Origin of the sequence: Pseudomonas sp. BLCC-B112 (assembly GCF_028550695.1) — a bacterium.
In the GTDB taxonomy this organism is placed as follows: Bacteria; Pseudomonadota; Gammaproteobacteria; order Pseudomonadales; family Pseudomonadaceae; genus Aquipseudomonas; species Aquipseudomonas danubii.
In genome coordinates, this window is sequence record NZ_JAQQGK010000004.1 from 188387 (window position 1) to 203800 (window position 15414).

Annotated in this window: 3 protein-coding genes; all 3 read right to left on the bottom strand. The window is 66.8% G+C overall.

Going from position 1 to position 15414, the window contains the following annotated elements; translation table 11 throughout:
- Positions 1-52: 52 nt before the first annotated feature.
- The 3 genes from PQT43_RS12330 to PQT43_RS12340 are packed head-to-tail and all read right to left on the bottom strand — an operon-like array spanning position 53 to position 15414.
- Complete coding sequence (locus PQT43_RS12330) at positions 53-10477, bottom strand: hypothetical protein (RefSeq protein ID WP_272753994.1); 10425 nt, start codon at positions 10475-10477, stop codon at positions 53-55.
- A 15-nt stretch (positions 10478-10492) separates the two neighbouring features.
- Entirely contained in the window at positions 10493-11860 is a 1368-nt protein-coding gene (locus PQT43_RS12335; RefSeq protein ID WP_102879330.1) for a hypothetical protein, read from the bottom strand.
- On the bottom strand, positions 11857-15414 hold the full coding sequence (locus PQT43_RS12340; protein WP_267268203.1) for a hypothetical protein: 3558 nt from the start codon (positions 15412-15414) through the stop codon (positions 11857-11859). Before PQT43_RS12340 ends, PQT43_RS12335 begins: the two co-directional genes overlap by 4 nt.

Below are 15414 nucleotides of genomic sequence, written 5' to 3' on the forward strand. Positions count from 1 at the left end.
ATGTTTGATTTAAACCGGTCATCTTCATCAACAGTGCGCGGTAGTGGTGGCCTCATGCACCTCCTTGTTCCGGTGGAACCTTGCTTGCGGATACCCAGAGGGTTTCGATGCTCAGCAGCGGTGGCTGGTTGTCCGCGGCCACCGCGCCCCGTGCCAGTTGCGCCGGATCGTCGGCGCTGAAGGCCCGCAGGGTCAGGTCGACCCGGGCGTTGCCCTGGAGCGTGACCTGTTCGGCCAGCCGCCAGCGGTCGATGGCCTGGCTGAAGGCGCTGGTGAAGGCCGGCGGGCTGTTCAGCGAGGTCGCCACCGGCAACAGCAGCGCCGCCGGCAGCACGGTGCGCGCGACCACGCCCGGCGCTGCGACCTCGTAGCTGTAGCGGCCCTCCATGCCGACCTGCACCGTGGTGCCATTGCTGCCTTCGCCCAGGGCGGCGAAAAACACCTCCAGGTAGTCGTCCAGGCTGGCGTTCGGTACCTGCAGGTTGTCCAGGGAGAAGGTGCCTTGGCTGATGTGCGGGCTGATGCTTTCGACAAAGCGCACCACCGGCGTCGAGAAGCGGAACAGCGCATTGGTCTGCAGGGTGCCGATATCCGCTGCGGGGAACAGGATGCGGTTGCGCTCCACCGACAGCGAGGCCCAGGCGTTCTGGTGGTCGAAGACATTGAGGGCCGGCAGGCTGGTGCGGCGCTCGTCGATCAGCAGTGCGTCCGCGTAGTCGAGCCAGACGGCCGGCTGGCTGCCCTTGAGCCGGTAGCGGTAGGCGATCAGCCCCGGGTTGCTCGGATCGACCACGCTCACCGCGTCGTACTGTTGCGGGGCGATCTGCACCAGTGGCACCGGCAGGCTGACCTTGCCGAACTCTGGCAGGGTGGCGCTGATCTGCCCGCTGGCCGGATCGTAGCTGGCCGCCACCTGATTGATGCTGACATCCAGCAGCAGGGTTTCGGCCCGCTCCTGGCCATCCACCGTCACCGGTGCCAGGACCTGGCTGAAGCTGCAGGTCAGGGCCTGGGGCGCGACAAACGCCGCTGCGCTGCGCAACAGCGGCCGGGCCCAGGCATCGTAGGCCTCGGTAACTTGCTGGACGATGTAGACGAAGGCCTCCACCGCCTGTTGCGCCGCGGCAATCTGCACCGCAGTCGGCTCGCCGAAGTTGATCGCGCTGAGGTTGTCCTGCATCGCCACTTCAATGCTCGGGTACACGCTGACGAATTGCGCCAGGGCGGTGACCAGGCTCTTGTCGACACTGCGCAGCGCAGCATCGACGGTCGGCGTGTTGAGGGCGATGGCCACGTTCAGGCTGTCCTGGGCCGTGCCGCGCACCAGTGAGTCGAAGGCGTAGGTCCACTTGCTCAGGTCCGAGACTTGCTGCGGCACCTGGGCCCAGGCCGTCGCGGTCTGCCCCTGGATGGTCGGCGGCTCGGGCAGGGCCCGCAGCAGCACCGGCAGGTTCAGGGTCTGGCCGTCGGCCAGGGGCACCCGCAAGGGGCCGGAAATCAGCGAGATCCAGTTCGACTGGGTGTAGCCGCTGATGCCCGGCACGTTGCGCACGTCGTGCTCCAGGTGGCTGATCTGCAGCTCCAGGTCCAGCGGCACATAGCTTCTTGCCGCCTCGTTGCGCGAATTGAAGACAAACGCCAGGGCGCTTTCCCCAGGGGCGTCGGGCAGGCCGATACGACCGCTGCCAAAGGCATAGTTGTCGTTGCCGGCCTCCGGCGCTTCGCTGTTGCCCGCCACTTTGGCGGCGCTCGCCACCGTTGGCTGGCCGTACAGCGACAGGGGCTCGCCGGTGGCGCTGCCTTGCACCGAGAAACCGACGATGGCGGTGGTGCTGTAGGCCGAATACAACTGGTTGAGCAGGGTCTGGCGCAGCTTCTCGCCCGCGGCGGCCCGCGCCGGGCCGTCCTGCGGGCCCGCCGAGAGCACCGGCTTGATGGTCGATGCAATAGCGTCGGCCAGGGTCTGCTTGGCGCTGAGGATTTTCCCCAGGTTGCCGTCCTTGAGCGGGTCCTTGCTGCCCAGCAGGGTGTCGAGCAGAAACACCGAGGGCGCGTAGGTCGGTGCGAGGAAGCCGTCGATGGCCTTGAGGGCGGTTTCGAACCACAGGTTCTGATCGACCCCGGTGAGGGTCAGGGTCACTGGATCGCCGCTCGGGAATGGCTGGTCCGGCTGGTAGTTGGGGTAGATCTGCACGCTGTCCGAGGTCAGGCTGCGGGCGATCGGCTGGGCGGCGAAGTAGCCCGGGGCCGGATCGATGCGGTAACGGATGCCGTCGTTGCCGTCGCCGAGGGCGAAGCGCGCGGCCCACAGGGTCTGGCTGCGGCCGTCCGGAGTGCTGCCCGGGTCCGCGGTGCCGCTGCCGACCCGGGTCATCCAGGCCCCAGCCCGCTGGAATAGGGCCTCGAAGGCCCGGGCGAACTGGCTGTAGCCGCTGGTGCTGGCGCTCAGCGCGTCTGGGACTGGCAGCAGGGTGCTGGTCACCGCCACGCCACCTTCCAGGCCGGCGACATCCGGCTCCACCAGCGCCGCCACCCGGCGCAGGCTGAGGGTCAGGCTCAGGGGCAGGATCGAGCCCGGAGCCAGGGCGTCGATGTCCACCGCCAGCTTCAGTTGCACCGTGGCCGGCGCGGCGGGGCGGGTGCCCTGGACCACTTGGGCGAGGTACAGGATCACCTCGTTGACGTAGTCCAGCAGCGGCTGCGCCTGGCTGTCGTCGAGCCGGCTCAGGGGCTGGGCGAACAGGCTGTTGACCAGCTCCACGCTGACTGCGCGGCCCTGGCACCAGGGCAACTGCAAATCCTTGTAGGACTGATTCAGCTGGTAGTAGATCAGGTTGAACATCCCCAGGTCCTTCTTGGCCTGCTCCTTGACGTTGTCACCGCCGGCCGGGTCATAGCTGGAAGTGTCGAGGCTCAGGCTGATCACCAGTTGCGCGCCACCGGCAACGGCTTCGTAGGTATAGAAGCTGCGGGTATTGGGCCAGGCCGACAGGGCGATCAGCCGGTCGCAGTAACGCAGCGGCAGCGGCGGGTGATTGAGGCTGCCGGGATAACCAGGCGTGGGGGCCTGGAAGGGGGTGACGGTGATGTTGCCGAAGATGTCCAGCCAGGTCAGGTTGACCTGGGCGAAGCTGCCCACGCCACGGTAGGGGTTGTCCGCGGCGCTCGGCAGCCCGGGCCGGGCTGGCACTGGCGCGGCATTGCTGGTGGCGCGCCGGGCCAGGCCAAGGGTTTGCTGGTAGCTGTACTGGCTGTCTTCGGCTAGGGCATCGAGGGCCCGGGCGCGGCTTTGCGGATCGCGCATGGCCTGGCGGTGGGCCTGGGCCTCGGGCGAGTCGACGCCACTGTCCGGCCGCTGCGGGCCGAAGGGCAGGGCCAGCTCGCTGGCGCTGAACCAGGGCGAGCCGTCGAGCCCGGCGGACAGCACCGAGTACAGGTTGTACAGGTAGGCGCTGGCGTAGCCGTCCGGGTCCAGGCTTGGCGAATCCACCGGCGGCGGGTTGTTGCGCAGCACACTGAAGGCCGCGTTGCCCTGTTTGAACACCGCTTGCAGATCGAAGGTCTGGGTGTCGATGCTCAGGCTGCTGCCGACGCTGAACAGCCCGGTGACCTGCGCGGCGCTCACCGCCAGGGCGTCCAGGTCAAGGCCGTAGTAGCTGGCCAGAGACTGCAGGCTGTTGCCCGGCGCCAGGCTGGCGTCGACGACATAGGTCAGGGCCGGGACGAACAGCGCCACGCCGCCGGCGGCGCTGACCCCGGGGTTGAGGTTGGCGATCTGCGTGGCGCTGATCGGTTGCAGCGCGCCCACCGAGTAGTAGCGCGCCAGGTTGTCGAGAATGCTCGCGCTCTGGCCGTTGCCGGCGCTGGCCTCGGCCGGGGTCACCAGGTGAATGATGCCGTCCACCGGCACCTGCGCCGCCTTGCTCAGCGTTACGCCGGCATTGAGCTCGGCGATGCGTCCAGTGCCGATGCCGTAGAAGGCCGCGAGGCTGTCCAGGCTGTCGCCGGCGCTGGTCGGTTGGCTGCTGTCGGCGGTGGCGGCCGAGCGCAGGGTCATGTGGCTGCCTTGCTGGATCACCGTGTCGGTGCTGACGAAGGCGTTGACGAAGTTGCACAGGCGGCCGTCGAGCGCGTCGCGGGGGTAGGTCACCACCAGGGTCAGGGTGGCCGTGCCGCTGTCGTCGAAGATGCTGTCGGGCAGGCCGGCGGCGGCGATCGCATCGTAATAGCTCAGGTAGTAGCCGCCGGAGCGCACGGTGGACAGTTCCCAGAGCAGCTTGACCACTTCCTCGGGCGGATTGAGGATGCCCCGCGGCCCGGCCTCTTCGGCCAGGCGCGCGGCCATCAGGGCCGGCGGCGGGTTGGTTTCGGTGGACAGGTTGGTCTGGGTCAGGAAGGCCAGGAAATCGCTGGCGGCCTGGCTCAGCAGGTTGCTGGCCTTGGCGTTGCCCTGGGGCATCAGCAGGAACTGGCCGCTGATGATCCCGCTGCCCAGCTCGCTGACCGCGATCAGCAGGCGTTCCAGCAACTGCGCATCGGTGGCCGACGGGCCGAGCAGTTCATAGGTGTAGGACAGGTTGCTGCCGCTGCCGGCGATGGCCCCGGGTTCGGCCTGGGGCAGGCGCTTGATGGTGAAGTCGACCCGGGTCGCGTAGCTGTAGGCCGGGATCTCGCGGCGGGTGGTTTCCAGGGTCGCCGGGTCGGTGGACACCTCGCACGGGGTGAACGCCGGCAGGTAGGGGATTTGCTGCGTCAGCTTCGGCAACTGCCGGGCGAGGTTGCCAACCCGCTGGTTGATCAGCTGGATCAGGCCGTCGGGCAGGGACCAGAGCATGGGCTGCACGCTGGCGCCGCCCTCGCTGCTGGCCCGCAGCCCCGGCTGACAGAGGTTGCGCAATTGCTGCAGGTCGGCGGTCGACCACAGGGACACGCTTTTCACCGCGTAGTCTTTCGGGCTGCGGGCCACGGTGGGCAGTAGCTCGATGCGTGGCGCCGGCTGGAACTTGCCTTGCCGGGCGTAGGCCAGTACCCCGCTGAGGTTGCTGTAGGCCTGATTCAGGTTCATCGAGCCGCTGCTGGCCCCAGCGATCTGCACGAACGACAGATCGACCCCGTGGCTGGTGGCGGCCCGGCTCAGGCTGATGGGCAAGTCGCTGCCGGGCAAGAGGTCGGCCGGGGTCGGGAACTGCTGCCCGGTCAACTGGTACAGGCCATAGGCGTTCTGCTGGGCGGGGTAGAGAAACGCCGGGCTCAGGCTCAGGCCGCCCATGCCCGCCGGGTTCGCCGGCAGGCGCAGGCCGTAGGCCAGAAAGCGCGAGAGCATGCCCGCCAGTTGCGACAGCTGGTCGGTGGTCACCAGCAGATTCCACAGGTCCTCGGTGTACAGGCTGTTGAGTGAGGTCAGGGTGATTTGCGCCTTGGCGAACAGGGGCGCCACCCTGAAGTTGGCCGACGCCGGGTCGCTGAACAGGGCCATGGCACTGACGCCGAAGCGCGCGCCGGCGCTGTTGAGGCTGTCGCCGGCGGTGCGGTACGCCAGGTTCGGCAGTAGCAGGGGCTGGCCGGCCAGTAGTAACCCGGGCATGGCGTAGAGCGCACTGTCCTGGGCCAGTTGCGCCAGCGTGACACCCAGGGTCCGGGCCAGGCTGTTGAAGGTTTCCCCGGGGCCGGTGGTGCACTGGTGGATGTCGTTGCCCACCGGCAGGCTGATCACCTGATTGGCGGCGATCACCAACGAGTTGCCATTGGCCAGGATCAGCCCCGATGCGCTGGTGCTCCAGCGCGCCGGCACGCTGCTGTCGGACCAGGCCGCGGCGACCTTGGCCAGGGTGTCGCCGCTCTGCAGGGTGTAGGCCGGCAGCGGGATATCCAGGCTCAGGCCGTCGCTCAGGGCGACTTCGGCGTTGGGCCGGATGATGTCGTCCAGGGTCAGGTTGTTGCCGCGCAGGTCGTTGGTCCAGCTCAGGATCGCGCTGACGGAGTTGCCATTGGCCGTGGCATAGGCGTAATCGTCGAAGGCGTTCAGCGCGACCTGCAGCAGTTGCCGGCCGATGACCATGAAGGCATCGGTGAAGATCACCGCGGCCATGGATTCGCTGTCGTCCGCCGCGGCGCGCAGTGCCGGCGTCGGCGTTTCCTCACTGGTCACCAGCGCCGCCAGTTCCTTGAACATCTGCGCGACATTGCTGCGGTAGGTGCTGTTGGTGCCCACGTAGTGGGCGAAATCCACGGTCGCGCTGCCGGCATTGGCCAGGGGCACGCCCAGGGACAGACCGTCGAACACCGGAAACAGCACCGAGCCGGCTTGCAGTACCTGCTGGATCTGCGCCTGGTTGGTGGCGTCGGGCAGGGTGATGCTGACCTCGAAGGACGACAGGAAGGTCAGCAGTTCGCTGATGCCGAACGGCGGGTTGGCCAGGTCGGCCAGGCGTTTGATGTCCTCCACAAGCATGGCCTTGTCCACCAGGGTGCCGAGGATGTCGGCCAGGGTGTCCTGCTCGCTGCTGGCCGAGCCCAGGCTGCCCACCAGCCAGGGCAGGTAGTCGGCGCACAGGCGTTCGAAGCTGCTGTTGCCGGCGCTGTCGGCCGAGGCCCCGGTCGGCGAGGGCGCGTCCATGGTCAGCAGGAACACGAAGGCTCCTTGCTGGTCGGCGTAGTGGCTGGCGCCCTCGTTGCACAGCACGGTGAATTGCGGCGTGGCGTAGAGGTTCAGCAGCGGTTTGCCGGCGGCGCGCAGCAGCGTCATCGGTTGCGGCGTGGTGGCCCGCCGCGCACTGGCCAGCTGGTCATGGCGGGCCTGGCGCGCCAGCAGCAGGCCGGGTTCGGCCCAGGGCGCCGGGCCGCTCTCGATGGCGTTGATCTCGAAGCGCGCCGAGACGTCGGCATGGAAGGAAAAACTGATGCTGAAGCTGAACAGGCCGAGGTCGATCTTGACCTTGACACTGACCTCCACCGTGGCCCGGGCGGCAATCGGAATCGGCTTGTAGCTCTCGTAGGTCAGGGACAGCGACAGGGTGATGCGCACGTTGACCGCGGCCGAGATGATGGCGAAGTCGATGCTGCCGTAGAGCAGGCCGATGACCCCGACCGTGCCCTGGATCTTGAAGTAGTAGTCGTCCTGCACGCTCTTGCCGGCCGGCACCAGGGCGGTGGACGGACGATAGGCGTGGAAGGCGGCGATGGTGCCTTCCAGGATGCCGAACACGGTCAGGGCGAAACCGGCCTTGAGCGGCCCCTTGACGAAGTTGTAGCCCAGGCCCAGCTGCAGGCCGAGGCCGAAGACGATCACCGGGTCGAAGGTGCCCTGGGTGGTTTTCGGCACCTGGGTGGCGGTCACCGACGACAGCTTGCCCAGGTAAAAACCGCCGGCGCCGAGCACCGGCACGCCGTAGACGATCGCGGAAATCGAGAACGAGCGGGTGAAGTCCAGGTTGTAGGGAAAACCGATGTCGATGAAGAAGTCGCCGTTGGTGTAGATCTTCACCCCGATCTCCGGCAGCACGATGGACACCGCGCCGAAGTTGAGGTTGCGGATGCTGTCGGGGAAGGTCCATTCGATCTGGTACACGCCGACGTCGTCGGTGATCTTCTTGTACAGGATGTCCAGCACCAGGTTGCCCAGGGCCTTGGCTTTCTCCCCGGCCAGGGCCAGGCGCAGGCCATAGAGGTTGGGGTCGTTGAACACCAGCATCAGGTCGACGGTCCAGTCCTTGCCGGTCTTGAGCAGCAACAGTTGCCCGGCGATCAGCCAGTCGCTGTTGCGGTTGTAGTAGGGCACGCCCTTGCTGCCGCTGTCGCTGGGGTTCAGCGGGTTGGTGTAACCGGTAGTCGACGGCACGTCCTTCAGGGCGTCGATCACCGCCTTGGTGTTGGCAAAGCTGTCGTAGCCGCTGATGGCCACCCGCTGGCCGAGGACCAGCAGCGGCAGGCTGAAGTAGTCCGTGCCCTGGCCCGGCACCGTAGGCAGCTTGTCCACTGGCTGGCCTTTGCTCGGGTCCAGCAGGTTGCTCCAGTCCTGCTGCTCCTGGGGGTTGTTGCCCTTGAACACCGAAGAACCGTCGATGCCCAGGGTGATCTTGTCCACGCCATTGACCTTTTTGCGCTCGAACACCAGGCCGTCGATGCTCATGAACCCCAGGTCGATCTTGCTCGCCAGGGTGTACTTGGCGCTGATGCTCGGCACGCTACTGCCGCTGCTGTTTTCCAGGTTGATGATCAGCGACAGGCCGTCGAGGGAAATCTGGTTGAGCACGTCCCAGGGCGAGCTCAGGGTGAAATACGGGTCGCTCAGCGACTGCATGAGTTTCTGGATCAGCCGGCCCAGGCTCCAGTTTTTCAGGGTGAAGGTCAGGGCCTTTTTGTCGACCTGGTAGATCGCCGTCAGGCCTTCCCAGGACAGGGTCAGCTGGGCGTTGCTGCCCTGGTTGTCGGGGGCGAAGCTGTAGCCCAGCAGCACGCTGTCGTTGAGAAAGCTGAAATCCCACAGGGTGGTGGCGCTGCCGCTGTACTGCTGGTTCGCCGGCTTGCTGGCGTCGTAGCTCAGGCTCAGGGTGGCCAGGGTGTCGACGCTGAAGGCCTGGCCCAGGTTGAAGATCCAGCGCAGGCTGCCGGCCACCGTGTAGCTGTCGAGCGGGGTGTTGCCGGTGCTCAGGCTGGCGTCCACCTCCAAGGTGTTGACCAGCAGTTGGCCGGGCAGGAAATCCGGAAAGCTGAAGGTCCCGCCGAAGCTGAGGAACTGGCTGACCAGCTGTTGCACGTCCACCGGCTGCGCCAGCTGCGCGGCGACTTGCCAGGTGGCCGGGGTCTTGCTGCCGTCGTAGTCGAGGCTGGCATTGGCGAAATACGGACCGATGCCGACCAGGCCACCGATCCCCGCCTGGTAGGTGGTAACCGCTGGGGCATCGCTGCCGCTGGCGCTGGTGGGCGTGGTGGCCTTGATGTACAGCTGGCCGTCGGTGACCGAGAGAATCGGCTGGCCAGCGAAGGTGAACAGGTTCAGGTCGAGCTCGAAACCGGCGTTGAAGGCGTAGCTCTTGGCACCCACATCCAGGCTCAGGCCGACGTCGGACAGCGAGGCGTCGACGAAACTCTTGGGGATGCGGATCAACTGAGCGGTCAGGGTGGCGATCAGGTCATTGAGGTTGGCGGTGCCGTCGAAGCGCGCCAGCAGTTGCAGGTCGGAATTGAACTGGACAAAGAACAGGCCGTTTTCGTCCGCGGTCTTGCCCTTGAACACCTCGGGCAACAACAGGAAGCGGGTCTGGAACAGAAAGCTCTGGGCGTTGCCCTCGGGCAGGAAGTTGATCCCCCACACCAGTTCGAAATCGGTGACGCCGAACACCAGCTGGTTGGTCGGGTCCTGCAGGGGCACCCAGGGATGCTCGAGATTGATCACCGTGGGGTCGGCGCCCAGGGTCACGCTGGCGGTGCTCAGGGCCAGTTTCGGGCGGGTGACGCCACTCAGGGCCAGGCTGCGCAGGCCGATTCCGGAGAGAAACTGTTGCAGCACCGGCGGCGTGCCGCTGAAGAAGCTGCCGTTGTTGTCCAGCAGGCCGATGATGGTCGCCGGGGTCAGCAGGGCGCTGCCGTCATCGCTGTGGCCGAGGTAGAAATTGAAGGCGCTGCCGTTGTTGATCTGGGCCAGGGCGCGCATCTGGTAGTCGACGGACTTGCCGTTCTGGTCGGTCAGGCTCAGGTTGAGGCCGAAATACAGGCTGACCTGCTGGTCGTAGAAGGCTTCGGCCGGGTCTTCGCCGTCCTGCAGTTCCGGCGGGCCGATGATCAGGCCGAACACCGGGGTATCGACGTTCAGGTACAGCAGCTTCAGGCCGCCGCTGACGTTGAGGAACGGCGCCTGCAAGGTGGTGGTGGGCATGAACACCTCGACCCCGTCGACCTTGGCGAAGTCCATGCTGCCGGTAAAGGGCAGGGCCAGGGTCGGGAATCCCAGGTTCTGCACCACCGCGACCGCGGTGCTGAGCTGGGGCGGCGGCGTCAGCTGGGCGGCGAAGCCCTGGCGCGGGCCCTGGCTGGCCTTGAAGGTGAAGACCGCGTTGCTGATTCCGGTCCACTTGAAGGGAATGCCGGTGGCGAAGCTCGACAGGTCGGCCCAGGTCCAGCTGGCCGGGGTGGTGACGATTTCCAGGCTCAGGCTCTGGGCCCCGACAGCGCCCGTGAGGCCGAAGGTCAGTACCAGCCCTTGCTGGATGTCCTGTTGCAGGAAGCGCGCGCTGACCCCGGTGACCTTGAAGCTCTGGGTGGCGGGGTTCAGCGGCTGCACGCTCTGCGCGGTGAGGTTGACCGTGAGCCCGGCGACCGGCGACTGGAAGGCCGCCTTGAGGTCGTTGTCCAGGGTCGCGGACACGCTGACCGTGGCGTCCGCCAGGCCGGCGATCAGGTAGTCGCGGGTGAGGACGATCGGCGCGCCGGCATCGCCGGTCAGGGCCGCGGCGAGGTTGCTCAGGGGGCTGTTGGCCATCTGTCTTCTCCTTGTTCAGACCGTCACAAACAGGGCCAGGTGATCGCTGGTGGAGCGGATGTGCCCCAGGTTGCGCCAGCCGCGGTAGCGTTGCCGATCGCCCTTGGCGAATGCCGGGGCGGGGGCGGGGGGCGCCGGGCTCCAGGCGAGCGGCGGCTCCTGGAAATCGCTGGCCATGGCCACCAGGCCCATGGGCGCACCGCCGGGCGCGGGGTTGACCACGTTCAGCGGCACCCCGACCACGGTGTTGGCGATGGTGAAATTGCCCGCCGCGCCGCCGCGCACCAGGATGTTGTCGATGGAATACAGGCTGCTGCTGTTGGATGAACCGATGTAGCGGTAGCCCGGATAGGGCACGGCCCCGGCGTTGGTCGACCAGAAGATGCTCGCGTTGCGACTGCGCAGGTGGGTGGCGAAGTAGCCGGTGTAGGCCTCCAGCGCCGGCGGCGGGGCCAGGGCCGGAGGTTGCAGTTGCAAACCGTAGCCCAGGGCGGTGAGGGCGCCATAGCGCCCGGGATCGTTGCCGTTCTGGCTCAACAGGTTGACGTTGAAGTCGCCGGTGATGATCCGGGTTTCCAGCGCGCCCAGGGCGGCACTGATGTCACGCACATTGGCCAGGGCGTTGAGGTAGGCGTTGGCCGCGGCATATTGCGGCGGCGAATGGATGGCAAACAGCGTGAGGTTGCGCAACACCACATCCGGTGTGCCGTCGACGGTTTCGCAGAAGGTCACCATGTAGGGTTCGCGCAAGCCACCGTAATTGATCGCGGCGCCGAAATTGTCGACGAACGCGACCCGCGCCGCGCAGCGGCTTTCGTTGAGGTTACCCAAGTTCAGCGCCGTGGGCGGAATGGCCCGGTTGGGCACGCTGAAGCAGGTCTGGGTCTGCAACGCCGGGTAGTTGTCGGCGTCCGGCGAAGGCTTCACCTTGGGGTTGAAGCTGACGCCATTGCCCGCCGACGACCAGGCATTGGGGCCGGTGAACAAGCGCTTGCCCGCCGCCACGCCGCCGCCCGCCGGAATCACCGGCTTGTAGAACACCGCGACGCCCTCGGCGCGCCCGGCCTGGCCGACCACCAGGGGCGGCACCAGGTTCCAGGGCTCGGTTGTCTGGTTGCGGATGCGCAGCAGCAGTTCGGCGCAGCCCTGCCAGCCGCCGGTGGGGGAAATCAGCGATCCGGGGCCGTGGCTCGGACCGCTGGCCGTCTCCACCACGACGAAGATGTCCGGATTGAACGCGGTGATATGGGCCAGGATCAGGGCCAGTCGGTCGGCGGCCTCAAGGTCGGGAATGAGCGCGCCGTTGCGATCGTGCTTGGTGCTCAGCGGGCGGATCTTGTTGTAGCCGAAGTTCTCGATGTTCCAGTACAGGACCCGAGTCATGGCGTCACCTCCGATGGTCCGGTCAATGCCGGTTGCGTGGACTGGCCCGACTCCACGGCGAGCAGGCTGGCGGTCTTGCTCTGCGGGTCTTTGACGTAGGCGGCGTACCAGCCCAGGCTGCCGGAGGATTGCGGGTCGCCGAACAGGAAGAACTGCAGGGTGGCGCCCGGCGGCAACTTGGCGATGCCGAGGATCTTGATGCCGATATCGGTCAGTTGCAGGTTGAAGAACCTGGCCTGGGTGTCGGTCTGACCGGGGATGGTCTGGTACAGCAGTTTGATCGGCCCGGTGGAGACCTTGATGATGCCCTGCAGGGAAAACACGCTGGCCGACGGCGCGGCGCCGGGCAGGCTGAGGCCGACAAAAAGCATTGGGCTGGCGTCGCTGCTCTTGCTGCCGGGCGACCAGGCGATCAGCAGGTCGGACTCGAAACCGGTGCCCGACACCAGGGACCCGGGGGAGCCCATGGTGACCTTGTAGACGATGCCCGACCAGGCGCCCGACAGCGCCTTGAGCGCCAGGTCCTGCGGCAACACCGGGAGGAAGCCATAGTCCGCGGGCTTTTTCTGCGCCGGTGCCTGGATGAACTGCTTGAGCTGCAGGGTGAAGCCCTTGTACAGACTCTGTCCGCGCACCTGGCTGGTGGCCGGGTCGAACCCGAGGTTGTCGGGGTTGAAGGCAAAGCCCACGGCATTGGGTGTGGCGCTGGGAAAGGCCATGGCGATTTCCAGGTTGGTGTAGGCCAGGCCCTGGTTGCTCGGGCTGCCGTCGGCGCTGCCGAAGGACAGCAGGTCGAAGGGCCCGTCCGAGGTCTTGAGCAGGGTGAAATCCAGCTTGCCCCACAGCAGAAAGCGGCTGGCGGTGGTGACCCCGCCGTCCGGGCTGCCCAGGGTGTTGAACTGAATGCGGTTGACCGAGGCGGCCGGCAGCACGTTGCTGTCGAGGTTGAACAGGTAGCTCTGGCTCTGCTCGAACACGTAGGTGGTGGTGTCGTTCTGTTGCAGGGCGCTGCCGTCGAGCACCATGGCGTTCACCGCGCTGGGCTGGCCGGCGCGCAGGGTGGCGCGGATCGGCGAGCCGAACAGCAGGTCCAGGCTCAGTTGGATGCGACTGTTGAAGGTCACCAGCCGCGATTGGCGGAACAGTGCCTGCAGCTGCAGGACACTGAAGGCGTAACCGTTGCTGGTGCTCAGGGCCACCGGCATGTCCGGGGTCGCGCCGTTGGCCTGGGCCTGCTCATAGGCGGGGTTCTGGTAGTCGATCAGACCGAACAAGGTGGAGATGCCCTGGATATCCAGGGTGTCGCCCTGTTGGCTGATGCGGCTGACACTGGCGCCAAAATGGTGGGCCAGGAAGCGGCTGTAGTCGATGCCCGCGGCGATGCCCGCCAGTTGCTCGGGCAGGCTGTCCAGGGGCAGGTCGGCGTTGAGCACCATGAAGCCGTTCCAGGCCGGGTCGCTGACCTGGGCGACGAAGTCGGCGTAGAGGCTGTCGGGGCTGGCCGCGGCCTTGGCCTCGGCGACGGCGATGAAGTCCTGCAGCCACTGGGACAGGCCGGTGTAGGCCAGGGTTTCCAGGCCCGGCGCCAGGTCCGCGGTTTTCGAGAACGTCTCGGGCATGGTCCAGCGATTGGGGTTGTCGATGCGCTCCTTCAGGCTGCCGGCGCAGTACTTCATGATCAGCACATTGCGGTAGCTGGTGGTTTGCACGCCGACGCCGATGTTGGCGATAAAGCGCCAGTCGGCGATGTCCATGCGGTTGCTGAAGCTTGCGCCCTGGGTGAAGAACGGCAGCGGATTGACCCCCACCAGAAACAGCTGGTTGGTCTGCAAAGCCTCGTGCAGGGCCTCGCTGGGCTGCACGAAGGCAAAGTCCAGCGGCCCCTGGGTGGATGGCGAGCGGGCCAGCAGCACCTTGGCGTAGCCGATGCCGTCGGCGTCCAGGTCCACCAGCAGGCCTTGCGGGGTGGTCGCCCGATCAGGTAGTGCCGCGTCGGCGGTCAGCAGCCGTTGCAGGCGCCGGGCCCGCGCGGCTTGTTTGCCCGGCAGGGTCGCGGCGCTGATCAGGCTCTTGCGCGAGGCAGCGAGGATTTCGCTTTCGAACTGGGTCAGGTTGAGGCTGGCGTTGCTGCTGACCCCCGCGTAGGGCACCAGCGGGAAAGCAAACCCGGCGTCCTGGGGCAGGGGTGTGCTCGGCGCGGCCGGGGCCAGCAGCGGTGTGGCGCCGTTGCTGCGGCTCTGGCCATAGAGCGGGCTGCCGTCGGGCTGGGCGCTGTAGGCCGGGATGGAGGCGCCGGCCACCAGGCTGCACCAGGAGGTCCGGTGCGCGTCGTTCAGCAGGGCGCTGACCGCGCCACTGGTGGGCGTGACCAGGCTGCTGGTCTGGAACGGAAACACCGGGGCATAGGCCGGTTGCGCCGCCAACAGGCGCAAGCGGTCGTTGTCTTGCGGGCTCAGGGAAGAGTTGTAGGCGGTAAAGCTCAGCCACTCGGTGCCGAAGATCCCGCACAGCAGGTTCTGCCCGGCACTGGCGGCCGGCAGGCTCAGGCCAAAGTCGCCGGCCAGGGTCAGGCTGTAACTGCCGCCTTGGGCACAGAACACCAGGCTGGCGGCATAGGGCCGGGGCCAACCGTTGGCGTCCAGGCCATTGAGCGGGATCAGGCTGATCGGGTTGCCGGCGGTGCTGCGCCACTGGCTAGGCAACGCGGTCGTGCCGGTGTTGGCGAAGCTCATGGCAGTACGGATCAGACCGGCGGCCAGTTGCGCCGCAGGGACGTTCTGATTGAGCGGGTCCAGCGGGTCGAGCACGCCGCCCATGGTCAGTTTGGCGGGCATGCCGTTGGGGTTGAACACCGGGTAATTGAGCACGCTCTGGCCGCCTGTGGTGTTGGCCACATAGGTAAAGCCGGTCTGGAAATACTTGAGGGCGGGCTGGCTGCTGTAAGTCAAGGCGTAGGTCAGGCTGCCGGCCTGATTGCCGTCCAGGGGCACGTAGGCCAGCGGCTGTTGCGGCGGTGTCAGCTGCAGGCCGCTGTCGGCCGCCAGCTTGTCGATCAAGCCTATGGTGATGCCAGCATTGGATTTCAGGCGCAGGGCGTTGAAGTCCGGGTCGTATTTGACGTAGGTGCCGAAGCTGATGAAGAACGTCAGGCGATCGCCAAGCTGCAGGTTGAGGTTGTTCTGCACCTGGCTGGGGGCCGTCACGCTGATGCGCAGGCCGTAGCTGTTGAAGGCCTGGGGCGCCGGCAGGCTGGAGCCGGGCAGCCACAGCAGCGCGCGGCCGACGAAGTTGCGCTGGTCGACGGCGAACAGAAAGTCGTACAGGGCGTTGACGAATGCCGTGGGGTCGCTGCGCAGGGCGGCCGGTTCACTGGGGGCGAACAGGTAATGGCCGGCATATTTGTCGAAGGCGTCGGCCGGGCTCAGGCTGGCCGGCAGGCTCCCGGGCGCGGTGCCTTTGGGCATGACATAACCGCGCCAGCCATAGCCGCTGGCATCCGGCAGGGCGTAAGCGGCGCTGTGGGCGATCTGCTGGTAGTCGGACGTGCTGGTCAT

What these genes read in the sequence shown, in the direction of transcription:
- PQT43_RS12330 (WP_272753994.1), bottom strand. Translation starts at nt 10,477, where the DNA reads ATGGCCAACAGCCCCCTGAGCAACCTCGCCGCGGCCCTGACCGGCGAT.
- PQT43_RS12335 (WP_102879330.1), bottom strand. Translation starts at nt 11,860, where the DNA reads ATGACTCGGGTCCTGTACTGGAACATCGAGAACTTCGGCTACAACAAG.
- PQT43_RS12340 (WP_267268203.1), bottom strand. Translation starts at nt 15,414, where the DNA reads ATGACCAGCACGTCCGACTACCAGCAGATCGCCCACAGCGCCGCTTAC.